Annotated in this window: 21 protein-coding genes; 14 read left to right on the top strand and 7 right to left on the bottom strand. The window is 70.7% G+C overall.

Annotation, left to right across the window (positions count from 1 at the left end):
• Positions 1-123: 123 nt before the first annotated feature.
• Positions 124-1,296 carry a glycosyltransferase gene (locus KE274_RS02680; RefSeq protein ID WP_211541019.1) on the bottom strand — a complete coding sequence of 391 codons (1,173 nt, stop codon included), beginning with the start codon at positions 1,294-1,296 and terminating at the stop codon, positions 124-126.
• 167 nt (positions 1,297-1,463) lie between these two features.
• On the opposite strand from KE274_RS02680, the gene KE274_RS02675 reads away from it, so the two are divergent.
• The 3 genes from KE274_RS02675 (at position 1,464) to KE274_RS02665 (ending at position 9,642) form a co-directional block, all read left to right on the top strand.
• The gene (locus KE274_RS02675; protein ID WP_211541017.1) at positions 1,464-1,919 is read left to right on the top strand and encodes an adenylyltransferase/cytidyltransferase family protein; all 456 of its coding nucleotides are present in this window, start codon (positions 1,464-1,466) and stop codon (positions 1,917-1,919) included.
• Between the two features lie 247 nt (positions 1,920-2,166).
• A complete protein-coding gene (locus KE274_RS02670) occupies positions 2,167-5,778 on the top strand; it encodes a fibrinogen-like YCDxxxxGGGW domain-containing protein (protein WP_211541015.1) in 3,612 nt (1,203 codons plus the stop codon).
• A gap of 39 nt (positions 5,779-5,817) precedes the next feature.
• The gene (locus KE274_RS02665; RefSeq protein ID WP_211541013.1) at positions 5,818-9,642 is read left to right on the top strand and encodes a fibrinogen-like YCDxxxxGGGW domain-containing protein; all 3,825 of its coding nucleotides are present in this window, start codon (positions 5,818-5,820) and stop codon (positions 9,640-9,642) included.
• 76 nt (positions 9,643-9,718) lie between these two features.
• Here the strand turns inward: KE274_RS02665 and KE274_RS02660 are convergent, their stop codons facing one another.
• Positions 9,719-10,111, bottom strand: a complete 393-nt coding sequence (locus KE274_RS02660; protein ID WP_211541011.1) for an SIP domain-containing protein — start codon at positions 10,109-10,111, stop codon at positions 9,719-9,721.
• A gap of 115 nt (positions 10,112-10,226) precedes the next feature.
• On the opposite strand from KE274_RS02660, the gene KE274_RS02655 reads away from it, so the two are divergent.
• Genes KE274_RS02655 through KE274_RS02630 form a run of 6 tightly spaced genes read left to right on the top strand, consistent with a single transcriptional unit; the run spans position 10,227 to position 16,112 of the window.
• A complete protein-coding gene (locus tag KE274_RS02655; RefSeq protein WP_249185824.1) occupies positions 10,227-10,730 on the top strand; it encodes a hypothetical protein in 504 nt (167 codons plus the stop codon).
• On the top strand, positions 10,727-11,704 hold the full coding sequence (locus KE274_RS02650) for a cation transporter (protein WP_307872127.1): 978 nt from the start codon (positions 10,727-10,729) through the stop codon (positions 11,702-11,704). Before KE274_RS02655 ends, KE274_RS02650 begins: the two co-directional genes overlap by 4 nt.
• The gene (locus KE274_RS02645; RefSeq protein ID WP_211541009.1) at positions 11,701-12,600 is read left to right on the top strand and encodes an alpha/beta fold hydrolase; all 900 of its coding nucleotides are present in this window, start codon (positions 11,701-11,703) and stop codon (positions 12,598-12,600) included. The genes KE274_RS02650 and KE274_RS02645 overlap by 4 nt, the downstream gene beginning before the upstream one ends.
• 9 nt (positions 12,601-12,609) lie before the next feature.
• Positions 12,610-12,873 (top strand): glutaredoxin family protein, encoded by a 264-nt coding sequence (locus KE274_RS02640; RefSeq protein ID WP_211541007.1) that lies wholly within the window; start codon positions 12,610-12,612, stop codon positions 12,871-12,873.
• A gap of 30 nt (positions 12,874-12,903) precedes the next feature.
• Positions 12,904-14,292 (top strand): MFS transporter, encoded by a 1,389-nt coding sequence (locus KE274_RS02635; protein ID WP_211541005.1) that lies wholly within the window; start codon positions 12,904-12,906, stop codon positions 14,290-14,292.
• Positions 14,293-14,318: 26 nt separating this feature from the next.
• Positions 14,319-16,112: an aldehyde dehydrogenase family protein gene (locus KE274_RS02630; RefSeq protein ID WP_211541003.1), complete on the top strand. Its 1,794-nt coding sequence runs from the start codon at positions 14,319-14,321 to the stop codon at positions 16,110-16,112.
• A gap of 18 nt (positions 16,113-16,130) precedes the next feature.
• Here KE274_RS02630 and pip read toward each other — a convergent pair whose 3' ends face one another.
• Both pip and ypfJ read right to left on the bottom strand, forming a co-directional pair.
• Positions 16,131-17,093, bottom strand: coding sequence for a prolyl aminopeptidase (gene pip, locus KE274_RS02625; RefSeq protein ID WP_211541001.1), 963 nt, complete (start codon positions 17,091-17,093; stop codon positions 16,131-16,133).
• Positions 17,094-17,164: 71 nt separating this feature from the next.
• Positions 17,165-18,046: a KPN_02809 family neutral zinc metallopeptidase gene (gene ypfJ, locus KE274_RS02620; protein WP_211540999.1), complete on the bottom strand. Its 882-nt coding sequence runs from the start codon at positions 18,044-18,046 to the stop codon at positions 17,165-17,167.
• A 51-nt stretch (positions 18,047-18,097) separates the two neighbouring features.
• Between ypfJ and KE274_RS02615 the strand changes: the two genes are divergently transcribed.
• The 5 genes from KE274_RS02615 to KE274_RS02595 all read left to right on the top strand — a co-directional run bounded on the left by KE274_RS02615 (position 18,098) and on the right by KE274_RS02595 (position 22,894).
• Positions 18,098-19,087 carry a malate dehydrogenase gene (locus KE274_RS02615; protein WP_211540997.1) on the top strand — a complete coding sequence of 330 codons (990 nt, stop codon included), beginning with the start codon at positions 18,098-18,100 and terminating at the stop codon, positions 19,085-19,087.
• A gap of 99 nt (positions 19,088-19,186) precedes the next feature.
• Positions 19,187-21,478 carry a hypothetical protein gene (locus KE274_RS02610; RefSeq protein WP_211540995.1) on the top strand — a complete coding sequence of 764 codons (2,292 nt, stop codon included), beginning with the start codon at positions 19,187-19,189 and terminating at the stop codon, positions 21,476-21,478.
• A gap of 2 nt (positions 21,479-21,480) precedes the next feature.
• Positions 21,481-22,080 carry a hypothetical protein gene (locus KE274_RS02605; RefSeq protein ID WP_211540993.1) on the top strand — a complete coding sequence of 200 codons (600 nt, stop codon included), beginning with the start codon at positions 21,481-21,483 and terminating at the stop codon, positions 22,078-22,080.
• Positions 22,077-22,358 carry a hypothetical protein gene (locus KE274_RS02600; RefSeq protein ID WP_211540991.1) on the top strand — a complete coding sequence of 94 codons (282 nt, stop codon included), beginning with the start codon at positions 22,077-22,079 and terminating at the stop codon, positions 22,356-22,358. Before KE274_RS02605 ends, KE274_RS02600 begins: the two co-directional genes overlap by 4 nt.
• A gap of 59 nt (positions 22,359-22,417) precedes the next feature.
• The gene (locus KE274_RS02595; RefSeq protein ID WP_211540990.1) at positions 22,418-22,894 is read left to right on the top strand and encodes a recombinase family protein; all 477 of its coding nucleotides are present in this window, start codon (positions 22,418-22,420) and stop codon (positions 22,892-22,894) included.
• 110 nt (positions 22,895-23,004) lie between these two features.
• Here the strand turns inward: KE274_RS02595 and KE274_RS02590 are convergent, their stop codons facing one another.
• The 3 genes from KE274_RS02590 to KE274_RS02580 form a co-directional block, all read right to left on the bottom strand.
• The gene (locus KE274_RS02590; RefSeq protein ID WP_211540989.1) at positions 23,005-23,610 is read right to left on the bottom strand and encodes a hypothetical protein; all 606 of its coding nucleotides are present in this window, start codon (positions 23,608-23,610) and stop codon (positions 23,005-23,007) included.
• A gap of 471 nt (positions 23,611-24,081) precedes the next feature.
• Entirely contained in the window at positions 24,082-24,834 is a 753-nt protein-coding gene (locus KE274_RS02585) for a hypothetical protein (RefSeq protein ID WP_211540985.1), read from the bottom strand.
• Between the two features lie 265 nt (positions 24,835-25,099).
• Positions 25,100-25,396: a WXG100 family type VII secretion target gene (locus KE274_RS02580; protein WP_210676532.1), complete on the bottom strand. Its 297-nt coding sequence runs from the start codon at positions 25,394-25,396 to the stop codon at positions 25,100-25,102.
• Positions 25,397-25,493 lie beyond the last annotated feature (97 nt).

The following is a 25,493-nucleotide window of genomic DNA, read 5'->3' as shown; positions in this document are numbered from 1 at the left end:
CCTCGAATGCGCGTCGGTCGTTCCGCATCAGCAGACGCGTCTTGGCGTCGAAGATCGCTCTTTTCACCACTCCCCCAGTAGTCCCGGCCCCCTGCCGGTCGTGTCCATGGTAGAGCGCCGAGCTCAGAGCTCGCCCGGTTTCATCGCCTCGACGTCGATCGCACGGATCACCCGCTGAGCCGCGGTGTCCGTCGCCGGCTCCGCGCTCTCACCACGGCGTCGGCGCTGCGGCGCGTAGACGACCAGGGAGTGGAAGAGGAATCGGGCGAAGAACGCGACGATCAGCGACAGCGCCGTGGCCAGCACGCTCGAGATGTGCCACGTCTCGACCATGAGCGCCATGACCGGGATGCGCAGGGCCGCCTCGACGTTGTTGAACGCGAACGAGCTGGCGAACCGGACGCCGAGCGCCCTGGCGTCCGTGCGCATGTCCGCGAACACGAAGCGCTCCTGCAGCAGGAAGTTGCCGATGATGGTCACCTCGGCACCGATGATCGCCGCCCACACGTACGGCACTCCAGCGGCGGTGAGCGCCCACATGATGCCCAGGTTCGCGACGGCACCGATCACTCCGATGAGCGCGAAGAGCGACATCTTCCCGAACCGCAGGCGGGCCAGGTGAGCGATGAATGTGGCACCCTGACGAATGCTCGCCTTCGAGGTTCCGTGCCGCCGCTCCGCGAACTCCATCGGCACTTCGGCGATGCGCAGGTCGTTGCGCGCGAGGATCTCCAGCAGGATCTTGAACCCCTGCGGCTTGAGGCCGTCGAGGTCGAGGCGCGAGCGGTCGACCAGGAAGAAACCCGTCATGGGGTCGGTGCTACGGGACAGCCGGATCGGGAACATGGCCCGCGTCAGCCACGTCGCCGCACGCGAGACGCCGAAGCGCAGCGCCGTGCCCAGTCCGCTGGTGTCACCGCCGCCGATGTAGCGCGACGCCGCGACGACATCCGCGCCGCCCTCGTCGTACCGGTCGAGCAGCGCGGGGAGGAGCTCCGGCGGGTGCTGGAGGTCACCGTCCATCACGACGCACAGGTCCGCGGCCGCGGCTTTCAGCCCCACGACCACCGCGCCGCCGAGTCCGCCGGTGTTCTCAGCGCGGTGGATGACCCGCACCGGGATCGGCGCCTCCGCGGCCACCCGCTCGACCTGCGCGGCGGTGTCATCGGAGCTGTCGTCCACGAACAGGATCTCGGCCTGTCGTCCTTCGAGCGCCGCAGCGGTGCGCGCCACGAGTTCGGCGACGTTGTCGCGCTCGTTGAACGTCGGCACGATGACCGTGACGGCTGCCCCCACTCGGGTCCCCTTCGCTCGGCAGGCACCGCGCCTGCGGGCTCCATCGTTTCACGCCTTCCTATGGGCAGGGAAACCGGGGTCTGCTAGACTCTGGCAGCGCGGCTGTGGGAGTCGCATTAAGTGGGTGGGGATCCGCTTAACTGGGGATTTAGTGATCTGGGGAGATCATGGGGACGCGAATCGGCTATGCCGTCGGAGCTTTCGACCTTTTCCATGTGGGGCATCTGAATCTGCTCCGGCATGCCAAGCAGCACTGCGACATCTTGATCGCGGGCGTCGTGAGCGACGAGATGCTGCGGGAGGTCAAGGGCATCGAGCCCGTCATCCCGACCGCTGAACGAGCGGAGATCGTCAAGCACATCTCGTTCGTCGACGACGTCTACATCGAGACCACGCCATCGAAGATGGACTCCTGGAAAGACGTGCGATTCACGCACTTCTTCAAGGGGGACGACTGGCGCGGCACGGAGAAGGGTCTGCGCCTCGAGCGGGAGTTCGCCGAGGTCGGCGTGGAGGTCGTGTACTTCCCGTACACCGCACACACGTCCAGCTCTGCGCTCCGCCGCGCACTCGACGCCATCACCGCGAACGCGGCCGGCGCCACCGCAGCGTCGACCCGCTGACGCAACCCTTCGGGGCGGACACCGGCGTCCGCCCCGAAGCGCGCTACTCGTGCCATGAACCGAGGGTGCGCGCAGCTTTCCGAGCGTTGCTTGCCAGCACGCTCCGACGCAGCGCCTGAGGCGCCATCCGAGCACCGGGAACCCCCACCCGGGAACGACGCCGAACGGCGTTTCGCCGCGGATCACTCCGGAAGGAAACATGCGAACCGACGCGACTCGGTGGGGGAATGGAGCAGTACGTGCGCTCGTGGCACTAAGCGCTGCGGTCGCCGTGATCGGCTCACTGCTGACGCCGACGGCCGACGCGGCCACGGCCATCACAGCCGCCGGTGCTGCCGACGTCTCGCCGGATGGGCGCTCGTCCGAGACCGCGGCCGCATCGTGCTGGGAGATCAAGCAGAACTTCCCGGACTCGAAGGACGGCGTCTACTGGCTCGTGACACCGGCACTCGTCGCCCCGCAGCAGTTCTATTGCGCCCAGGAAGAGTACGGCGGCGGCTGGGTACTGATCGGCCGCGGCCGGGAGGGGTGGACGGAAGACTACGCCGGAAAGGGCACGGCAGCGCAGCTCGCCGAGACACCCGACGGCCCGGGCGCCTTCACTCCCGTGCAGCTCCCCGCGAAGTCCGTCGACGGCCTCCTGAACGGCGGCCGCGTCGACAAGCTGCCCGACGGCGTGCGGGTACGACGTTCGTCCTCGATCGACGGGACCTACCGCCAGGAGGTACGGTTCCGTTTCCAGCAGCGCGACCGCTGGAACTGGGCCATGGGCGGCGCCAACCCGCTGCGCAACTGGGTGTTCGACGGCACCAGCGGGAGGGGCGGCAGCACCCGCCGTTTCGGCGAGGGCGACGGCTGGCACTCCTCGTCGTTCGTTCGGCGAGCGTCGCACAAGAAGAAGGCCGGGTGGGCGTATGGCCGCACCGTGACCGGCACGAGCGACGCCTCCTCGTATCTCTGGGCGCCGGCGGGTGAGGGCTCCGCGATCCCGTTCGCTCAGGTGTTCCTTCGCCCGACGCTTCGCCTCTCGGACCTGGCGTTCCCGGCGGCAGCGGATACGGGCGCGCCCGCCTCACCGGTGCGGGCCCTTCCGCGCAGTACCGCGATGAAGACGCAGTGGGGCGTCACGCAGGCCGCGGAGGATGAGGATGCGAGCGCCGTCGTCCACGCCTTCACCCAGGTCGGGCCGAGCGTGTTCGCGGGTGGGGACTTCCGGTATGTCCAGCACACCGAATCCGGCATCGGGCGTGGGGAGCAGCCGTACCTCGCCGCGTTCGACGTGACGACCGGAGAGTGGCTTCCGCGGTTCCGGCCCGAGCTCGACGGGGAGGTCGACGCCCTCGCCGCGCTGCCCGACGGCCGCCTGGCGATCGGCGGACGGTTCACGACGGTCGACGGCGCGCATCAGCCCGGACTCGCCTTGGTCGACCCGACGACCGGTCGGTTGTCCGGCGCCCAGGTAACGGTGGAACAGCAGGAGGCGGCGCGGACTCCTGCGGTGATGGCACTCGATGTGCAGGGCGGGTACCTCTACATGGCCGGGTCGTTCACGCGGTTATCCGCTCCGTCCTCCGGCACCGGGGCAGCGGCGGGCAACGGTGGACGCGTCGACCTCGCCACCGGCCTCCCCGACCCGGATTGGAACCCCGACCTGAACGGGACCGCCCTGGCGGTCGACGCGTCCGACCAGGGTGACCGCACCTATTTCTCGGGATACTTCAGCGCCACGCACCGGAGCGCGTCCAAGAGCGCCGCAGCCGTGCAGACCACGCCCGGGGCGGCTCCGGTGACCCCGCTATGGGCGCCGGCGTTCAGCGCCGCCGGCACGCCAGCGCACACGGTGGTGGAGGCGGGTGGGCGCGTGTACGTCGGCTCGACCCGCCGATCGCTCGCCGCGTACGACCGCACGACGCTCCGCGTTCTGACCGGGTCGACCGCCGGCGCCGGCTCCGACTTCCAGAACGCCATCACTGCGGGCTCCGTGGTGATCGGAGGTTGCGCGTGCGGGCGCTACACGTACCAATACCAGGGCGAGACACTGAAGCGGAAGACGCGCAAGAGGCACGCGACGGCGCTCCAGGTCGATCGGCTCGAGTACCTCGGCGCCTGGGACGCGGCCACCGGCGTCTTCCTTCCCGAGTGGGCACCGCGGCTCGGATTCGCCGGCGGCTTCGGTGTGCAGCGCACGTTCGTCGACAGTTCTGGCGCCCTGTGGGTCGGCGGTGACCTGGAACGCTCAGTGCGCGCCGGCGACCGGACGCAGTGGTCCGGCGGCTTCGCCCGGTTCGCTCCGGGCGACAGCACGCCGCCCAGCACCCCCGGCCCGATCACCTCGACGCCGGTCGCCGGGGGCGAGCAGGCCGTGCTGACCTGGGGGCCGTCCACCGATGCCGCCACCGTGCGGTACGAGGTCATGCGCGGCAACCGCGTGATCGCCACCACGACGGCAACGACCTACAGCGTGCCGATCACCGCCGATCCCACCGCATATCAGGTGAGGGCGCGGGACACCGCCGGCAACCGTTCGGCCGGCACCTCGGCTTTCATCGTCCAGCCGCCGTCGGCCGCCGACCTCACGTTCATCGCCGATCGGGATACGTGGGCGTGGCGTTACTCCGCGACCGCGGCTCCCTCCGATTGGACACGTCCGGGGTTCGACGACTCGTCCTGGCGTACCGGTCCCGGGCTGTTCGGCGCCGGGGTGCGTGAGGCCGCCACCACGCTGAGCCGTGGTGGAGGCCGTGCGCCGAGCGCACAGTTCCGCAAGTCGTTCGAGGTACGCAACGCCGCCACCGTGACGAACGCGATCGCCTCCGTGATCGCCGACGACGGCGCCGTGCTCACGCTCAACGGTCGGGAGCTCGGCCGCGTCCGCATGCCCGACGGGCCGATCGCGGACGACACTCTCGCAACCGAGGCCGTCTCACCGTCCGACGCGGTCAGTGGCAGGGTCGTCATACCGATCCCTCCGGGGGCGCTGGTCGAGGGCACGAATGTCCTCGCCGTCTCCGTCCACACGGCCGACCGGGCGCGACCCGCGCTCGGATTCGACCTCGCCCTCGTCGGCGAGCGCGCCGCACCGCCCCAACCCGTGACGGGACTCGCGGCGACGGCCACCGCCGACACGATTGCGCTCGCCTGGCGGGCGCCCGCAGGGGGGACGCCTCCCGCCTCGTACGTGATCCGTCGTGATGGGCGGCAAGTGGGTGTCGTCGCCGCGCCGACCGCGGCCTTCTCCGACGGCGACCTTCCCGCCTCGACCGGACACCGCTACACCGTGGTTGCCGTCGCGGCCGATGGACAGGCGTCGACGGCCGCAGAACTCCAGGCCAGCACCACCGCGGACGCACCGATCGCGATCGCAAACGGCTCCTCCTGGTCATGGCGGTATACGAACGACGCACTTCCCGCCAGCTGGAACGCCCTCGGATACGACGCGTCCGGCTGGGCCACAGGCACCGCCCTCCTCGGCCGCGGAGTCCGTGCGGCCACCAACATCGACCCCGCCCACCAGGCTCCCCCGCCGGTCAGCGCGCAGTTCCGCCACGAGTTCACGGTGACCCACCCCGACACCGTGCGCGATGGCATGGTCACGGTCATCGCCGACGACGGTGTGGTCGTGTACCTGAACGGCGTCGAGCTCGGCCGCGCGCGCATGCCGGGTGGCGCGATCAGCCAGAACACGTTCGCCTCCGCGTCGGCAGGCTCGCGGGGCGCCTCGGACCGGCGCGTCTCGTTCCTCGTACCCGCTCGGCTGCTCGTGAAAGGCACGAACGTGCTCGCCGCGTCGGTGCACGCGAACTACCGGACCACACCCGACCTGAGCTTCGACCTCGCCATGACCATGGCACGCGGCTGACACGAGGCCGCACCCCTCCCCCATCAGAAAGGAACATCGATGACCATCAGCACGCACAGGGGCTCCGCGCGCGCGGGCGCCCTCGTGGGGATCGCGACGATCGCGGTCCTGGCGGGCGCGCTCCTCACACCGCTCGGCGCATCCGCGGCCGAGGAGGTACCGGCCCGCACGGGCGCGCCAGACGGTCTCACTCAGGAGACGGCCGCCGCCTCCTGCTGGGAGATCAAGCAGAACGACCCCGCTTCCGAGGACGGGGTCTACTGGCTCGTCACTCCCGCCCTCGTCTACCCCCAGCAGTTCTACTGCGATCAGACCACGCTGGGCGGCGGGTGGGCGATGATCGGTCGCGGACGCGAGGGGTGGAAGGAGAACTACAACGGCCTCGGCACACCGCGGGAGATCGTCACGACGCCCTCGGGAACGGCCGCGTTCAAGCCCGCGCAGCTGCCGGCGAAGACCGTCGACGGTTTGCTCAACGGTGGACGGCCGGACCAGCTCCCGCCGGACAGCATCCGCGTGCACCGGGCCGCATCGGTCGACGGCAGCCGGTGGCAGGAGGTCCGCTTCAGCCTCGCGCGGCGCGACCGCTGGAACTGGACCATGGCCGGAGGCAACCCGATCAAGGACTGGATCATCGGGGAGTTCTCCGGAACGGGCGGATGGACCGGCTCGGTCGGGTGGGGCGGAACGTCGCAGTCGGGCTTCGGGCACGACACGGGATGGAACGGTTCCTACTTCGCGCAGCGCCAGTCGCACCGGTTCCTGATGGGCTGGTCGTACGGCGCCGAGGTCACCGGGCAGGACGACCCGACGTCGTACCTGTGGGCACCGGCGGGGGCCGGTTTCGCCATCCCGTTCGCCCAGATGTTCGTGCGTCCGCAGCTGCGGCTCGCCGACCTCGATTTCGGCACGGTCTCCACGGCCGGAACGCATGCCTCGACGCTCCGCCCCATCCCGGACAGCAATGCGCAGCGCACCGTCTGGGGCGTCTCCGGTCTCGCAAACGGCAGAGACGGGGAGCTCAATGTCGAGGTGGCTGAGTTCGGTCAGGTCGGCAACACGGTGTTCGCGGGCGGCAACTTCCGGGACGTGCAGCAGTCCCGAGACGGCGCCGGTCGCGTCGAACAGCCGTACCTCGCCGGCTTCGACGTGAACACCGGTCAATGGGTGTCGACGTTCCGCCCGCAGCTGAACGGTCAGGTCAAGGCCATCGCCGCGCTGCCCGACGGGCGTGTGGCCGTGGGCGGTCAGTTCACCGTGGTGGACGGCACCCCGCAGGTCGGACTCGCCTTCCTCGACCCGGCGACCGGGCAGCTGTCGGGCCCCCAGGTCGCCGTGCAGAGCCGGGTCACCGGCGCCGTCCCCTCCGTGCACGACCTCGACGTACAGGACGGCTACCTGTATGTGGCCGGCGCGATGACGCACCTCACGGCCGTGGGATCCGGACGCAGCGCGAGCGCGTGGAACGGCGGGAGGATCGTGCTCGCGACGAGCACACCGGACGCGAACTGGAACGCGAACCTCAATGGCACGGCCGTCGCGGTCGACGCCTCGGATCGCGGCGACCGGACGTACTTCTCGGGCTACTTCACGCGGAAGCAGGCGACCTCGACTCCGAGCGCCGTCGCCCTGCAGACCGTCCCCGGCGCCCCGCTGGTCTCGCCCCTGTGGGTGCCGACGTTCAGCGAAGCCACGATCGACGCGAACGGCAACTACCTCGGGAGCATCTGGCAGAACGGTGTGGCCGAGGTCGGCGACCGGGTGTACTTGGGCGGCTCGCAGCACTCGCTGTTCTCCTACGACCGTGCCACGTTCCAGCTCCTCAGCGGCTCGATCGCGCACGAGGGAGGCGACATGCAGACGGTGGAGACCAACGGCTCCGTGGTGATCGCCGGGTGCCACTGCGGCGACGAGGTCTACCAGGACAAATACCTCAAGCGCGAGATCACCGAACCGTGGACCGAGGTCGACAAGATCAATCTCGCCGGCGCCTGGGATGCCGCGACCGGCCACTACATCCCCGACTGGTCGCCGGTGGTGAGGTCGCGCGCCGGTCAGGGAGTCTGGGGCTCGTTCTTCGACAGCACCGGCACGCTGTGGGTCGGCGGCGATCTCACCGACTCGGTGCGCGCGGGCAGCGTCAACCAGTGGTCGGGCGGCTTCATCCGCTTCGCCCCGCGCGACAGCACCGCCCCCACGACACCGGGGGCGATCTCATCGACGCCCTCGGCGAGCGGCGACCAGCAGGTGCTCACGTGGGGTGGCTCCACCGACGACAGCGGCCGGGTCGTCTACGAGGTGCTGCGGGGCAACCGCGTGGTCGCGACCACGACGGCGGCGACGTACACGGCGCCGGTCACGGACCACCCGACGGACTGGTACGTGCGCGCGAGGGATGCCGTCGGCAACCGCTCCGCGAGCACGGCCGCCTTCACGGTCGAGCCCGCTCCGGAGTCGATGCTGACCCTCATCGGCAACGGTGACTCCTGGTCGTGGCGATCGTCCACGAATCCCCTCCCGTCCGACTGGGCGGCGACCGACTTCGACGACGCGGACTGGGCGGTCGGGAAGGCGCTGTTCGGCCGCGGTGTCAGCGGCGCGGCGACGGACCTCGATCCGTCCGACGCGGAGACGAAGCCGATCAGCGCGCAGTTCCGGAAGCGCTTCGCGGTGCAGGACGCCGCCTCGGTGGTGGACGGCACGATCTCGGTCGTCGCGAACGACGGAGTGATCCTCTACCTGAACGGAAAGGAGCTGGGGCGCGTGCGGATGCCGGACGGCACGCCGACGCAGAACACGACCGCCACCGCCGTCGTCTCGCAGAACACCGCATCGGGGTCGAGGACCGTGTTCACGGTGCCGGCGGGTGCCCTCGTCGACGGCACCAACGTGCTGGCGGCCTCGGTGCACGCGAACTACCGCGCGACGCCGGACCTCGGCTTCGATCTGGCGTTCACGGCGCAGCGCTCCACGGCGCCGGGCGCAGTGACCGCCCTGGAGGCCACGGCGACGGCCGATTCGGCGACGTTGTCGTGGAAAGCACCGTCGAGCATGAATGCGGCGGCAACGTACGTCATCACCCGCGACGGCGAGAAGGTCGGGACCGTCACCGCACCGGAGACGACGTTCACGGACACCGGTCTCACAGCGGCGACGGCCTACGAGTACGGCGTGACGGCGGTCGGTGCGGACGGCGCGACCTCGCCAGCCGTCACGGCGACGGCGACCACGACGGCGGCCCGCGCTGCCGAGCAGAAGCCGGAAGAGGACCCCGCTGACGACCCCGACCAGGGTGCTGCGCCGCAGCCCGACGCCGACGCGCGCCCGGACGACGGCGCGGATCCGGCGGGGGAGGCGGTGAGCGTGCCGGAAGGCTCGACGTGGTCGTGGCGCTCCGCGAACGATCCGTTGCCGGCGGACTGGAACACCCCCGGGTACGACGACGCGGGCTGGAACAGCGGCGCGGCGCTGTTCGGTCGCGGCGTCACCTCCGCGACCACCGACCTCGCCACGGACGGCGACACCCCGCCGTTGAGCGCGCAGTTCCGTCACTCGTTCACGGTGGACGACCCCGCGGCCGTGCACGACGGCACGGTCACAGTGATCGCAGACGACGGCGTGGTGCTCTACCTCAACGGCGTCGAGCTCGGGCGCAGCAACCTCCCCGACGGCGCGATCACGGCAGACACGTATGCCACGGCCTCGCCCCGGGCCACGGGAGCGGCGGCGCACCGGGTCACGTTCACGGTGCCGGCGAAACTGCTGGTGAAGGGCGAGAACGTCCTGGCGGCGTCCGTGCACGCGAACTACCGCCTGACACCGGACCTGAGTTTCGAGCTCGGGTTGACCATGCCGCAAGGCTGAGCTCACGACGCGAGGGCGCCCTTCCCGATCCACTCGGGGAGGGCGCCCTCCGTCTGCGCCGTGCTCGATCGCCTGCTCAGTTCGCGATGCCGAGGAGGCTCCTCGCCATCCGCGCCACGTGCGGAGGGGTATGCGGGCCGAGCCACACCGTCCAGTGCTCGGGCGGCTCACTACACGTCCACTCCACACACCACGCGTGCACGGCGTTCGCCAGGCGTTCGCCGCGTGCGTGCGCCCTCACGCCGTCGTCGCGGATCAGCCAGCGCACCGAGACTCCGGCGGGGGCGTCGATGTGCCGGAGCTGGAGGCGGGCCGCGGCCTCGAGGAGGATCACGCCCTGCGCGTCCCACGGCAACCGCGACGCGATCTCGGCGATGACGCTCGCGTCGGCCGCATCACCGGCGACGAGCACCGCACCCTCGATGTCATCCCAGTGGGGGTCGTCCCGGTGCTCGCACGCGCTGCTCATGACTCCAGCCTAGGTAAGGTTACCCTTACCTATCAAGACCCGGTCTGGCTAGCGTCCGCGGCGACCAGCGTCAACAGTGTTGCCCACCGCCGGGTGCGCCGCCAGGCTGGGCACCGTGAGCAGGTCGTCCACATCTCGGCTCCCCCGCGCCGCCCGCGCCGCGGCGGCGATCGCGGGACTCCTCGTCGCCGCACTCGTGTCTGGATGCGGGATCACGGTCCCCACCGACCCGGACGGGACCCTCAACACCGTCACGGGCGGGGAGCTGCGCGTCGGAACCTCGCCGGACGGAGACCTCGTCGATGTGTCCGGTGACGAACCGCGCGGACCCGTGGTCGACCTCGTGGAAGGCTTCGCCGACGACCTCGACGCCGACCCCACGTGGACCGTCGCGTCGGAAGAGACCCTCGTGCGGATGCTGGAGCGCGGCGACCTCGACCTCATCGCGGGTGCCCTCACGCCGGACACGCCGTGGATCGACAAGGCCGGGGTGACGCGCGGCTACCCGGGCATCGACGGCGCCGGCGACCGCGAGCTGGTGATGCTCGTGCCGCTCGGTGAGAACGCGTTCCTGTCCGCCCTCGAGTCGTACCTGGACCGGAAGGTGGGGTCATCGTGACGACAACCGGCCAGTTCGGCCGCACGACCCTCCCGGCCGAACAGCAGCAGGCGATCCGGAAGGCCGTGCGGTGGGAGGTCTTCACGATCGTCTACACCTCGGTGACGATCGCGGTGATCGCTCTCGTGGTGGGCGAGTCCCAGGCCATGCGCACGGCATGGATCGAGGACATGCTCTCGCTCATCCCGCAGGTGGCCTTTCTCACCGCGCTGATCTTCGTCCGACGCCGACCCACCCGGAAGCACCCGTACGGACTGCATCGAGCCATGGGCGTCGGGCACCTCGTGGCCGGAGTCGCCCTGCTCGCGGTCGGGCTGAACCTCGCCATCGAGGCGGTGACGGGGCTCCTCGCCGGGGAGCACCCGACGATCGGCACGGTGCAGCTGTTCGGGCAGACGATCTGGCTCGGCTGGCTCATGGTCGCCGTCATGGCGGTGGTCATCATCGGCCCGGTCTTCTTCTACGGCCCCGCGAAGTCGAAGCTCGCGCCCGTGCTGCACAACAAGCTCCTCTACGCCGACGCCGACATGGCCAAAGCCGACTGGCAGACCACGGTCGCCTCGATCGTGGGCGTGGTCGGCGTGGGCGTCGGCATCTGGTGGCTCGACGGCGCGGCGGCCCTCTTCATCTCGCTCGGCATCATCTGGGACGGTTTCCGCAACACCCGCACCGCGATCGTCGACCTGATGGACCAGCGCGCCCGCACGTACGACAGCAAGAACCCCCATCCGCTCGCGGCCGACATCGTGTCGTATCTGCGCAGTCGGCCGTGGGTGTCCCAGGCCGCGGTGCGCATGCGCGACCAGGGTCAGGTGTTCCACATCGAGGCGTTCGTGGTGCCGCGACGAGGGAAGGTCGCCACGGCCGAGCTGTCCGCCGCGGCTGCGGGCATCGCCGACCTCGACTGGAAGGTGCAGGACGTCGTGGTCGCCCCGGTCGAGGAGCTGCCGGAAGAGGCGGACCCCGGGCGATGACCGACGACGAGCTGTTCCCCGGATTCGCGGCAGAGGTCGTCGCCACCGGCACCTCCGACATCTTCGTGCGGCACGGCGGCTCCGGCCCTCCGGTCGTGCTGCTCCACGGCCATCCGCGCACCTCCGCCACGTGGCACCGGGTCGCGCCGCTGCTCGCCGCGCGCGGCTTCACGGTCATCTGCCCCGATCTCCGCGGGTACGGGCGCTCGCGCGGGCCCTCTCCCACGCCCGACCACTCCGCCCACTCCAAACGCGCGGTCGCGGACGACATCCGGAACGTGGCCCGCCACCTCGGCCACGAGCGTTTCCACCTCGCCGGGCACGACCGCGGCAGCTACGTCGCCCTCCGACTCGCCCTGGACACCCCCGATGCCGTCGAGCGGGTCGCCCTGCTGGACTGCCTCCCGATCACCGAGCACCTCCGACGAGCGGACGCACGGTTCGCACTGCGATGGTGGCACTGGTTCTTCTTCGCCCAGCCCGAGATCCCCGAACGAGTGATCGGCGCCGACCCGGAGGCGTGGTACGCGCCGAAGGCGGATCCGTCGACGATGGGCGCCGCGAACCACGCGGAGTTCACGCAGGCCGTGCAGGACCCGTGCGTCATCCGCGCCATGCTGGAGGACTACCGCGCCGGCGTCACGATCGACCGCGCGCACGAGGAGGCGGACATCGCGGCGGGGCGTCGTCTGCGGATGCCGGCGCTCGTGCTGTGGTCGACCCGCGACGACTTGGAGGATCTCTACGGCGACCCGGTGCAGATCTGGAAGGACTGGGCCGACGACGTGCGCGGGCACGGCATCGAAAGCGGGCACCACATGGCCGAAGAAGCGCCTGGTCCGCTCGCCGAGGCGCTGGCAGCCTTCTTCGGAGCCGCTCCCCGAGAGCGGACGTAGGCTGGAGGCATGACCTCACCCGTCTCCGACACCATCACCATGTTCGGCGCCGACTGGTGCCGCGACTGCATCCGCACCAAGAAGCAGCTCGACGAGCTCGGCGTCGCATACACGTACGTCGACCTGGTCGCTGACCCCGCCGCCGCGGACATCGCGAAGGACATCTCGGGCCGCACCAACATCCCCGTCGTGGTGTACCCCGACTCGAGCCACCACGTCGAGCCGTCGAACGCCGACGTGGAGTCGAAACTGCGCGAGCTCTCGCTCATCTGACCCGTCCGATCGCGCCGCTACACTGGCGCGATGAGCATCGAGGCTCGACCCGACCGCGCCCCCGCCCGGCTGTCCCCCCGCACGATCGCGCTGTACGCGGTCGGCTCCGTCGGCACCGGCGGCTACGCCACGCTTCCCGGTCTGGTGCTCACCTACTTCCTCACGGACAACCTCGGGGTCGCCGCGCTCGCGGCCGGGCTCATCGTCACGCTCGCCAAGGTGTGGGACGTGCTGATCGATCCGCTGATCGGGGCCGCGTCCGACCGGCAGCTCGCGCGCACCGGCTCCCGCCGCGGGTTCATGGTGCTCGGTGCCGTGACGCTGCCGCTGTTCTTCGCGCTCACCTTCGCGGTGCCGCCCGCCTGGGGTCCGGTGACCGGGGCGATCTGCGTGCTGCTGGCGTTCCTGGCCACGGCCACCGCGTTCAGTCTGTTCCAGGTGCCCTACGTCGCTCTGCCCGCCGAGCTCACGTCCGGCTACGACGAACGCACACGGCTGCTCGGCTGGCGCGTGGTCGTGCTCACCGCCGCGATCCTGCTGTTCGGCGCCGGCGGCCCCGCGCTCCGTACCGCGGGCCCCGACCCGGTGACCGGATACCTGCTGATGGGCGTCGCGGCGGGAATCGCGATCGGCGTCGGCATGTTCGTCGCCTCGCGCACCGCCACCGCAGCGGCCCGCAACGTCGCCCGCATGCCCGATGCCGCAGCGACCACGTGGCGCGACCAGTACCTCTCCGGGTTCCGGGCTCTGCGCCGCAGCCAGCCGTTCCGCGCCCTGCTCGGCACTTTCCTGCTGCAGGCCCTCGCGACGGGGACGATGCTGGCCGGAGCACAGTACGTGGCGACGTGGGTGCTGCGCTCGGAGGACGCCGTGACGCTCGTGTTCGTCGCCCTGGTCGGCCCCGCACTGCTGGCCACGCCCGCGTGGACCGTGGTCGCGCGACGCCTCGGCAAGGAGCGGGCCTTCGCGATCGCGAGCGTGCTGTTCCTGCTGGCCGCGTCGTCCCTCGTCGCCGCGGTGTGGTCGCCCGGGGCGTGGATGTACGCCGCCGTCGCGGTCGCCGGCATCGCCTACGCCGGCCTGCAGTCGTTGCCGATGGCGATGCTCCCCGACGTGATCTCGCACGACGAACGCTCGAGCGGACCCGGACAGGCCGGTACGTTCACCGGCATCTGGACCGCGGGCGAGACCGTGGGCTTCGCACTCGGAGCCACCGCGGTGTCGCTGACCCTCGCCGCGACCGGATACGTCTCGACGGTCGCGGGCGAAGCCGTCGAGCAGCCGCCCGCCGCGATCGCCGGTATCGTGCTGAGCTTCAGCGTGCTGCCGGCCGCGCTCATGGCGGCGAGCCTCGCGACGCTCCGCCGGTACCGCCTGCGACGTGCAGACATCGAGGCCGTGCAGACCGCCGACGCCTAAGCTGGGACCGTCCGAAGGAGACGCCGATGACCCCTGCGAGCACGACAACGCCCGACTCCGACGCCACCGCCGCGAAGACCCCGACCGCTCCCCCGCTGGGCGAGGGCGAGCAGGAGCGCTTCGACACGGCGATCGAGGAACTGCACACGGGCACGCAGCTATGGGCCGCGCTCACCCTGGCCCAGCGCGCGACCCTGCTGCGACAGGTGCGGACGAGCGTCGCGGCGACCGCGGAGGACTGGGCACGGACCGCGGCCGCCTCCAAGGGCCTGGACGCCCGGCACCCGCTGCGGGGCGAGGAGTGGCTCAGCGGACCGTACAGCGTGCTCGGCGCGCTCGACGCCTCCATCGCCACGCTCACCCGGATGGCCGAGGGCCGCAACCCGCTCGACGGCGTGAAGGTCGACCGCGCCCCGGGTGGCCGCGCCCGCGTGCACGCGTTCCCCCTCACGGGCATCGACCGCTTCCTCCTGTCGGGCTTCACGGGAGAGGTGTGGCTCACGCCGGGAACCACGCCGAACACCGCGCGCGCCAGGGCGGGACTGGCCCAGCGCACCCCGACGCAATCCGGCGGCGTGGGACTGGTGCTGGGCGCCGGCAACGTGACCTCGATCCCCGTGCTCGACGTGCTCTACGAGCTGCTGGCGCACAACCGCACCGCGCTGCTCAAGGTGAATCCCACGCAGGACCCGCTGGTGCCCGTGTACAAGCGGGCACTCGCGCCACTCATCGAGCCCGGGTTCCTGCGGATCATGCGGGGCGGGCCCGCCGCGGGCGCCTACCTCACGCAGCACCCCGGCATCGCGCACGTGCACATCACCGGCTCGGCTGCCACGTTCGACACGATCGTGTGGGGACCGTCGTCGGGCGAGGGGGCCGCGGCCACCAAGCGGCGGCGGCGGGAGAACCGCCCCCTGCTGAAGAAGCCCATCACGGCGGAGCTCGGCGGCGTCTCCCCGATCATCGTCGTCCCCGGCCCGTGGACCGACGCCGACATCGCGTATCAGGCCGAGCACATCGCCACCATGCGGCTGCAGAACAGCGGGCACAACTGCATCGCGGGGCAGGTCGTGATCCTCTCCGCCGACTGGGACCGTGCCGATGCGTTCCGCGCCGCCCTGCGCCGGGCCTACGCCAACGCCCCGGAGCGCCCCACGTGGTACCCGGGCTCGCCCGCGCGCATGCAGACCGCCACCGACGCCTACCCCGATGCGCTCGTGCTCGGCGACCGCCTGCTGGTGGAGCTCGACGGCGACGACGACGCCACAGCACTCGAGACCACCGAGTACTTCGCCCCCGTGCTCGGCGTGGTGAGCCTGCCCGGCACGGGCCAGGCCTTCCTCGACGCGGCCGTCGCCCACGCCAACGAGAAGCTGCAGGGCACGCTCGGCGCCAACCTGCTGATCGACCCGGTGACCGAGAAGGCGCTCGGCAGCGGCTTCGACCGCGCCCTCACCGCGCTGCACTACGGCTCCATCGCGATCAACGGCTGGACCGCGTTCGGCTTCATCACCCCGACGCTCACGTGGGGTGCCTTCCCCGGCAGCACGATCGGCGAGGTGGGCAGCGGCATCGGCGTGGTGCACAACGCGCTGCTGCTCGACGACGTGGAGCGCTCGGTGCTGCGCGGCCCGTTCCGGCCGTTCCCGCGCTCCCTGCCCCTCGTGAACGGTGGTGGGCGCCTGACGATCCTGCCGAAGCCGCCGTGGTTCGTGTCGGCGCGCACGGGCGCGGAGGTCAGCGAGGGCCTCACGCGGCATCGGGCCGGCGGCGGCATCGGCGGACTCCTCGCGACCCTGACGAAGGCGCTGCGCGCCTGACGCCGCGACAGCCCGCGCTCAGCGGAAGCGGTCGGTCGCGGCGCGGAGGGCGGCACGGATGCCGGGCTCCGTGGCGGCATGACCCGCATCGTCGACCACGACGAACTCGGCCTCCGGCCACGCGCGGTGCAGATCCCACGCCGTCATCATGGGGGTCGCCACGTCGTGTCGGCCCTGCACGATGACCGCGGGGATGTGCCGGATCGCATCCACCCCGGCGATCAGCTGCCCCTCGTCCCACCAGCCGCCGTGTACGAAGAAGTGGTTCTCGATCCGGGCGAAAGCCGTGGCACGCCGTGGGTCGGACATCGCCGCGATCTGCTCGGGATCGGGGCGCAACGTCACCGTCGCGGCCTCCCAGGTCGACCATGCGATCGCGGCGGGCACGTGCACCTCCGGGTCGGGGTCGAACAGGCGCCGGTGGTACGCCTCGATCAGCCGCGACCGCTCCAACACCGGGATCGGGGCGATGAACTGCTCCCACAGGTCGGGGAAGAGCGCTGCGGCTCCTCCCTCGTAGAACCACTCCAGCTCGGCGCGGCGGAGCGTGAAGATGCCGCGCAGCACGAGCTCCGTCACCACCCCGGGGTGCGCCTGGGCGTACGCGAGAGCGAGGGCGCTGCCCCAGGATCCGCCGAACACCTGCCACCGCGCGATGCCGAGGTTCTTGCGCAGCAGCTCCAGATCGGCGATCAGGTGCGCCGTGGTGATGTGACGCAGGTCGGCATCCGGTTCGCCCGCCGACGGGGTGCTGCGTCCGCACCCCCGCTGGTCGAGCAGCACGATGCGGTACGCCTGCGGGTCGAAGAACCGGCGCTGCCACGGGGACGTGCCGCTGCCGGGGCCCCCGTGCAGGAACACCACGGGCTTGCCCTCGGGGTTGCCGCTGACCTCCCAGTACACGCGGTGACCGTCGCCCACGAGCAGCTCGCCCGCGTCATACGGCTCGATGGGCGGGTACAGTCCCTCGGTCTTGGTCATCGTCGGCCCCCAGCCGGTCGTGCGGTCGTGCGATCTCCACGGTAGCGGAGCGGTCTCGCGCGACCGGGGATCTACGGATCGAGCTGCTCGGCGGGGAGCGTGAACACCTGCCCGCACGCCTCGAGCCCGTTGGCATAACCCTCTGCGAACCAGCGCTGGCGCTGCTCGCTCGAACCGTGCGTCCAGGTCTCCGGGTTCACGAAGCCGGACTGCTCCTGGATGTGGTCGTCGCCGACCGTGGACGCCGCGTTGAGCGCGTCGATGCGTTGCTCCTCGGTGGACGGCTGCAGGTACGGCACCCCGTTGGGGTCCGTGCTCGACGACATCCGTCCGATCCAGGCACCCGCGTAGCAGTCGGCCTGCAGTTCGGTGCGCACGCCGTTGCTTCCCGGGCCCGTACCGTTGTCGGGGTACCGCTCCATGACCCCGGTGATGTACTGGATGTGGTGCCCCCACTCGTGTCCCACGATGTAGAGCTGCGCGAGGTTGCCCGCGGTGGCCCCGAACTGCTGTTGCATGAGCGAGAAGAACGTCGGGTCGATGTAGACCGTCTCGTCACCCGGGCAGAAGAATGGCCCGACGGCGTTCGACGCGGTGCCGCACGCGGTGGGCGTGGAACCGTCCACGACGACCAGCTGCGGCGCCCGGTACCCCTCCACGTGGTCCTCCCAGAACGTGTCGAGGGCGAGCTGCGCGCCCGCCATGCGGCAGTCCACGTCGGCGTTGGCATCGGCGCCCGTGTCGCAGTTCTCGATCACCGAACCCTCGGAGCTGCCACCGCCGCTCGGAGCGCCCCCGCCGATCAGCCCGGACAGGTCGATGCCCAGCAGCGGGCCGGCGATCAAAGCGAGCAGACCGAGCACGCCGACCCCGGTGCCACCGGCGATCGCCGCCGTGCGTCCGCGACGGCGCGTGGTGTTGCCGGAGAGGTCCGCATCGGGATTGAACGTCATGCGTCGAGGGTACTCCGCGCGCCCCCGCGCCGACGGTCGTAGGCTCGGATCATGACCACGACGATCACCATCACGGGCGCGGGCGGACAGATCGGATACGCGCTGCTGTTCCGCATTGCGGCGGGCGACCTCCTGGGGCCCGACGAGCACGTGCGACTGCGGCTGCTGGAGATCCCGCAGGGTCTCGGCGCCGCGGAGGGCGCGGCGCTCGAACTGCAGGACGGCGCGTTCGATCTGCTCGACCACGTGGAAGTGACGGACGACGCCGCTGTCGGATTCGATGGCTGCGACCTCGCGCTGCTCGTCGGCGCGCGGCCCCGCGGTCCCGGCATGGAGCGCGGCGACCTGCTCGCGGCGAACGGCGGCATCTTCGGCCCGCAGGGCGCGGCCATCGCGGCGAACGCCTCGCCCGATGTGCGGGTGACCGTGGTGGGCAATCCGGCCAACACCAACGCCCTGATCGCCGCGGCCGCAGCAGACGGCGTGCCCGCCGAGCGCTTCACCGCGCTCACCCGCCTCGACGAGAACCGCGCGCGTGCCCAGCTCGCGCAGACGCTGGGGGTCCCCGTGCGCACCGTGCGGCGCGTGCCGATCTGGGGCAACCACTCCGCGACCCAGTTCCCCGACGTGTCTCATGCGACGGTCGGCGGGGAGCCCGCGCAGGAGGCGCTGGAGAAGATCGTGGGCGACGTGCCGGCATGGCTCGACCAGACGTTCATTCCCCGGGTCGCGAAGCGCGGCGCGGAGATCATCCAGGTGCGCGGCTCCTCGTCGGTGGCCTCGGCGGCGAGCGCGACCATCGACCACGTGCGCGACTGGGTACACGGCACCGACGACTGGACCTCGGCGGCCGTGGTGTCGCACGGCGAGTACGGCGTTCCCGAGGGGCTCGTGTCGTCGTTCCCTGTACGGTCGGTCGATGGCGAGTGGCGGATCGTGGAGGGGCTGGAGCTGAGCCACGGGGCACGCGCCCGGATCGACGCCTCGGTGGCCGAGCTGCAGGAGGAGCGCGACGCCGTCCGGGCGCTCGGCCTCCTCTGACGAATCCTCGCGGCGCATGGGGAGTTCTGCCCATCGCCGCGCTTGTGCCACCCCGGTAGATTTGCTGCGGACGGGACACCGTCGAGGAGGGGCGACGACATGGCACAGTGGGACGATCTTCATCCGGGGCGCGGGGCGACCGGCGCGGTGAACGACGCGGCGACACGCGTGAGCAACCGCAGCACCGGGACCGAGACCGTGCGCTCGGCGCTGGCGAACGCGGCGACCAGCACCACCGACGAGGTGTGGGCCGGAGACGCCGGCGCCGCCTTCCGTTCGTCGCTCACCAAGCCGCAGACCCTCTGCTCGGAGCTGACGACCGAGTTCGCCGCGGTGCAGTCCGCCCTCACCGCTTATGCGGCCGAGGTGGACCGCATCCGCACCGCGACCGCCGCCGCCCACCAGGCGTACGCGAGCGGCTATGCCACGTGGAAGGCCGCGGAGCAGGAGGAGAGCCTTTTCCCGCTGTCGACCTACACCTTCAACGCGCCCAGCCCCACGCTGCAGCCCGGACTGTGGGTGCCCAGCGGCACCACGGCGGGCCTCGCGGACATGCGCCAGGCGGCGAACCAGCTCAAGGCGCTCGCCACGCAGCGCGAGACCGCCGACAGCACCCTGGTCGCGGCGCTGGCCCCACCCGCCTCGGCCCGCTGGGACGCGATGCAGTCGGCCCTGAGCTTCGCGGGTATCGACGACATCGACGACCTGAACTACGACAACCTCGGCGACGCGTTCGCGAACGTCGCCGACGAGATCGCCGAGGGCGACATCACCGACGAGAATCTGCAGGCGATGCAGGACTTCTTCGACGTGTGGGGTGACGACACGTTCGTCATGTCGCAGTTCTTCCTGGAGGTCGGCGGCGAGAACACCGTCTCGATGATCGACAACCTCGGCGACGCGGTCATGGTCGACGGACTCGCCGGAGCGACCGCTCTCGCGCTGGCCACCTCGATCCGGGGCGGCCTGTCGACGGGCTCGCAGATCTGGACCGAGTCGACGTCGAGCGACTTCGCCGAGAGCATGCTCACCGGCGCCTCGTCGAGCGTGGGCGGCGCGGTCGCCGCGATCGGCTTCCTGTTCTCCGACGAGAAGAACCACCCGCTCGGCGTGAACCTGACCGTGGCGATGGCCGACGAGATCGACCGCATCGAGCGCGACCCGTCGAGCATGCTCTACGGCGGCTGGACCGACTTCTCGCCGAACGCGGGCGGCCGCACGCTGGCGTTCCTCGAGGGCGAGCAGACCGGCCTCGACGGCAACCGGGTCGATGACCTCGCGGGGCGCATCTTCTCCACCCTCGGCACCTACCCCGATGCCGCGCTCGACTGGCTCACCTCGACCGAGGACGACCCGTTCGGCGACGGGGTCCTCGGCGAGGGCCGCATCGAGTACTGGTTCGGGGAGCGCGACTGGGGCGCGGAGACCTCGGGCGACGGCTTCGAGGGCCCGAGCGCGCTGTGGGCCGGAGCCCAGCAGGCCGCGGGCGGCCCGGCCGACGCTGCGCACACCTACAACCCCGAGACCTGGGAGCGCGTCGCGAGCCTCACGACGCACGTGGTCACCGCGCTGATCGGGAACGATGCCTTCCTGCCGGAGAACCTGACCAGCATCGGCCAGGTCCGGCTCGCCGAGGGCATCTCGCTGTCGATGCCGTACTTCTCCGAGGCCATCAGCGACAGCAATGCGACCGCCGCCGACGGGCCGTTCTCGATGAACATCATGGTGGGCACAGACGACGTCTCCCGGGCGATCCCGAACCTGGAGCCGAACATGCTGGCCCAGCTCCTCGGCACCGCGACCTGGAGCGACGGCGAGACCCCGTCTGCGGGCGCCGTGGTCATGGCGCAGTCGGTCGGTCAGTATCAGGACGCACTGATCGCGATCGCCGACCTCGCGCCCGCCGGAAGCGACGTCAAGGCCGACCTGCTGGAGCGCGTGGTCGAGCTGCAGGGCTGGCTCGACGGGTCCCCCGCGGGCTCCGCCCTCGCCGAAGCCACCCGCCACGACGAGGCCGTGCAGGCGGCGATCGACGGGGTGGGAACGGTCGTCGGACTCATCCCGATCCCCGCCGTGGGCGACGTCCTGGTCGCAGGCGGCAGCGTCGCGATCGACGTGGCCCAGAGCGCGGTCGTCGGCGGCATCAGCGACTGGGGCTCGGGCCAGGCCACGGCCGCCTGGGCCAACACGCACGAAGTACTGTTGCAGGAGCAGGAGAACAGCGCCGAGGGTCGCGAGAGCGCGGCCCGTGAGACGTTCGGGCAGATGCTGGAGCAGCTCGGGATGACCGAGGGGCTCACGCCGTCGCAGGTCGAAGAACTCACCGGCGAGTTGTTCCGCGACTATCAGCGCGGCGTCGAGGCGAACACCTCGTGGGCAGAAGGACATTGAGAATGCAGCGGAAGTACGCGTGGGCGGCGCTCGTCGTCTCCGGCATCGCCCTGGCGGGATGCACCCCGACCCCGGGCGTGGAAGCGCCAGAGGTCGCCTGGCAGGACGGTGCGCCGTCGGGCGAGCTCGAAGACAGCCCGTGGGTGCAGGCCGTTCGCGCCTCCGATCTCGCGCTGAACACCGCCTGGGTGACGCGGGATTACACCGCAAAGGAGCTGCAGTCCACCACGCAGGCGTTGGTCGCCCAGCAGGTGTACAACGCGCAGATCGGCCAAGCCGGGCGTGAGGAGTTCGGGGTCTTCCCCGGGCCGACGCCGATGATCCCGCTCTCCGTCGACGAAGAGAGCGGCACGCAAGCAGTCGTGCGGGTGTGCGAGGCGACCAACTGGTTCCTCACCGCGGACCAGCCCGACGTCCCCGACGATCTCGTGGGGGAGATCAAGGAGTACAGGGTCACGGCAGGAGGCGAGCATCGCAAGGCTGGCGGGGGCGCCCCCACGGCCGAGGAGTGCGACCTCTCCGACGCGAGCATCGGCCTGTTCGACCCCCAGCCCGATCCCACCGAGACGTACTCGCCGGATGATGTGAAGGAGCCGTCATGACCGATCTCCAGTTCGACTCCGACGCCGTCGGTTCCACCGGCAGCACGCTGCAGAGCACGGCCTGGGCCATGAGCCTCGACGTGGACCTCGCGCTCGGGGCGTGCGGCAGCTCCGCCGTCTCCGCGGCCGCCGACACCTGGGCGATGTGGGCCAAGGGCACGCTGCTGCAGCTGCAGAGCATGACGGCCGGTGCGGGCGTGGTCGCTCGCGATGCCGCGACCGCGTTCGAGACGCAGGAGGCCGAGATCACCAGCGCCGCGAACGGCGGCACTCCGTAGGACACCCGAGGGGCACCGGTCGGGTTGCGGACAGGGCACAATGGACTCGGAGGTGCGCGATGAGCGAGACGATCGAACCCACGACCACGGCATCGGTGGATGAGGCGCTGACGAGCCCGCTGCACCTGCCGCACGCGGCTGCCGAGTGCCCGAAGTGCTTCACGGAGCTGCAGGAGAACCGCAACTTCTGGCTCGCCCGCCCGGACGGCTCCCGCCTGGTGGGTCTGGTGGTCGCCCGCGACGACATGCCGTCCGTCGTGGAGCAGCGCGCCGACCTGACGCGCTTCGGGGTGCCCATCGAGGGCTTCCGCCACCCGGCGCCCGACATCCTCGAGAGCTGGAGCGACCGCATCGCCCGCCTCATCGGCACCCTCCAGGCCGGTGACGTGCTCGTGGTCGCGACGATCGCCGCCCTCGGCCGCGACAGCGACGAGGGCGCCCGCACGGTCGCCGAGCTGCGCCGCCGCGGCATCATCGTGAAGGTGCTGAATCACAACGCCCGTCACCTCGCCGACGTCACGACGGCGCAGGGATAGACGCCGACGGATGAGGTTCGCCCCCTGAGCGCCCGGGGGTTGGACGTTCAGGGGGCGAGGGCGCGCCGCTCAAGACGACGCTGACTGCCGGGTCTGGGAGAGACGGCGCACTACTGGTTCGCGGCCTGCTGCTGGCGCCTGTTCAGCATGAACTGCTCGAAGGTCATGCCCTGCCGCCACTTCTCCGGGCTCCACCAGTAGGCCTCCGGGGCCATCACATCCTTGTCCCAGGGCGCGATGCGGTTCTGCCTCCAGTATTCCCGCTCCGAGAGTGGCTGCTGCTGCGTCTGCGGAACATCCTGCGGCTGCGCCTGCTGCTGCTGCGGAGCGGCGTCCTCCTGTGCCAGCCGCAGCAGCTCCTGCTGATCCCGCTGGTCCCACTGCGCCTTGTTCTGCACATACTCCTGGAACGGAACACCCTGGAAGTGCGCCGTGCTCCGAAGGTAGTCCTCGCGGTCCATCGGGCTGGCCGGGGCCTGCTGCGGCGAGGTCTGCTGCGGCGCGAACGGCTGCGGGGCAAACTGCTGCGGCGAGGACTGCTGCGGCTGCGCCGGCTGCGACCCCTGCTGATCGCCGCCGCCCTGCGGGGCGGAAGGCCACTGCCAGGACGTGCCCCAGCCGTCGCCGCTGAACGAACTCGACCCGTACCCCGAGTCGTCACCCGCGTCAGCGAGAGCCGGGGATCCGACGGCGACGGCACAGGCCAGCGCTGCCACCCCTGCCGCCGCGGAAATCGCACCCCACCGCGGTGCACATTCCCGCCAGTCCCCACTGCGCATTGTCGTCTTCTTCTTCATCATCATCATCATTCCTTTCCGGCCGCGACAGCACGGAATCTGCGCATAAAGTGACCATCGGCAACAAGCGCGGGGGTCAGATCATGCGCAATTCGGACTATCGACGGCGCGTTTCGCTCACACGCTATTCCGCACCATTGTGAATGGCAATATGCCCACCCCGAGGGCGCGATTCACTGGTCCATTGCGGCGATCCGGACGGAAATCGCCGCGCACAATTGTCGCGGCCCGAGCGGCCAGAAAGACACCGGCGGATCATCCGCAGGAATCGACCGCAGACCGAGACACCGTGCCGCCACTGCACGTGCGCGAGCAAGGGTCGGCCCCCGGGCATCCTGGCGAGGCGATGACCGGGGGCCGACGGTTCAACGGCGCTGACGCGCCGGGGGGTCAGAAGCCGCTGGTCTGCGGCTGATCGACCCACTCCCCCTGGTCATTCCAGCCCTGCTGTCCCCAGACGCTCTCCGGCTGGTTCGACGCACCCTGGCTCTGATCGACGCCCGCGCCCTGCCCCTGGCTCTCCTGCGGAGCGTCCGCCGGCGCACCCGCACCGCCCGCGGCGGTGGAACCCGGGACGGCCTGAGCGCCCGCCTTGAGGCCCGAGGCCGTGAGCGAGGCCGTCCGCGTCGCCACCGTCTCGGCGTCGAGGGGCAGGGAGCCGACGAAGGACTCCGCGCCCTCCACCCCCTCTCCGAGCGGGACAGCGGGGACCTTGAAGCCGAGGCCGCCCAGGGCCATACCCAGGCGCGCGCCGAGCTTCTCCCCGTCGGTGGGCTCCCTCACGGTGCACGTCGGCGCGGTGGAGAACCGGGCAGCGATGTGACTCACCTGACCGGGCGCGCAGTTCTCCCGCAGCATGTTGTTCGCGATCTCCGACGTGCCGCCGCTGAGGAGGCCGTCGGTGACCCGCTTGAACGTCTTCTCCCACGGCTGCTGCGGACACAGCGGCAGCGTCGTGAACCGCGCCGCCGCACCGTTCGAACAATCGGTGCGGCCGTAGCCCGTGCCGATCTCGTCGGCCGACGCCGGCGTGGCGACGGTGGCCGCGATCAGAAGAGCCGCGACTCCGGAGACCAGCGACATCGCACCCCAGCGCGACCGGCCTCCCGCACGGCGCCCCTCCGCGATCGTCTTCGACTGCATAATTCATCCCTTTCTTTTCGGAAGAGACATTTCTCGCGCGCGGCCTCCCCCCAGATACCGCGGCGCATAGCGGAAACATCTCTTGCGCATTTATCTATTGGTGAACCACGCTAGGAATACCGTCGGAAGAGATCAATATTTTAGAGAGCTCGACGATACTTCGCCCTTCTTCGTCGACAGATGAGGGCGAAGTGCTGCCGCCATATCCGGTCGCACATGCAGAAGAGGGGATGCCGTATCGGCATCCCCTCTTCTCGCTGAGGCTTTACTGGCGGATCTGCGCGGCGAGCTGCTCGTCGGTCGACTGCAGCGACTGGGCCGCCACGTCGAGGAAGCGGGCCATGCCCTCGATGCCCGCGATGGTCGCGGTCGCGCCCTGGTTGAACTGCGCGTACGACGCGTCGAACGCACCCGACGCGGACGTGGTCACGAAGCCGCCCGAGACGAGCTGCGACACGTACGCACGCAGGTTCTTGAGCTGGGTCTCGATCTCCTGCTGGCCCGTGCGGAGACGGCCAGCAGCGTCCTTCATGTCGGCGTAGCTGACTTTGAGGTTCGTCATGGTGTTACCTTCCGGTCGCCCCGGCCGGTGCCGGAGGTGTTCTTGTTCTTCGAGAGTAACGAAGGCGATGAGCCCTGCCTATGGGGAGAAGTCCCCA

The sequence above is a fragment of the Microbacterium paraoxydans genome (genome assembly GCF_018224615.1).
GTDB lineage: Bacteria > Actinomycetota > Actinomycetes > Actinomycetales > Microbacteriaceae > Microbacterium > Microbacterium paraoxydans_B.
This window is presented reverse-complemented; position numbering and strand designations above follow the sequence as displayed.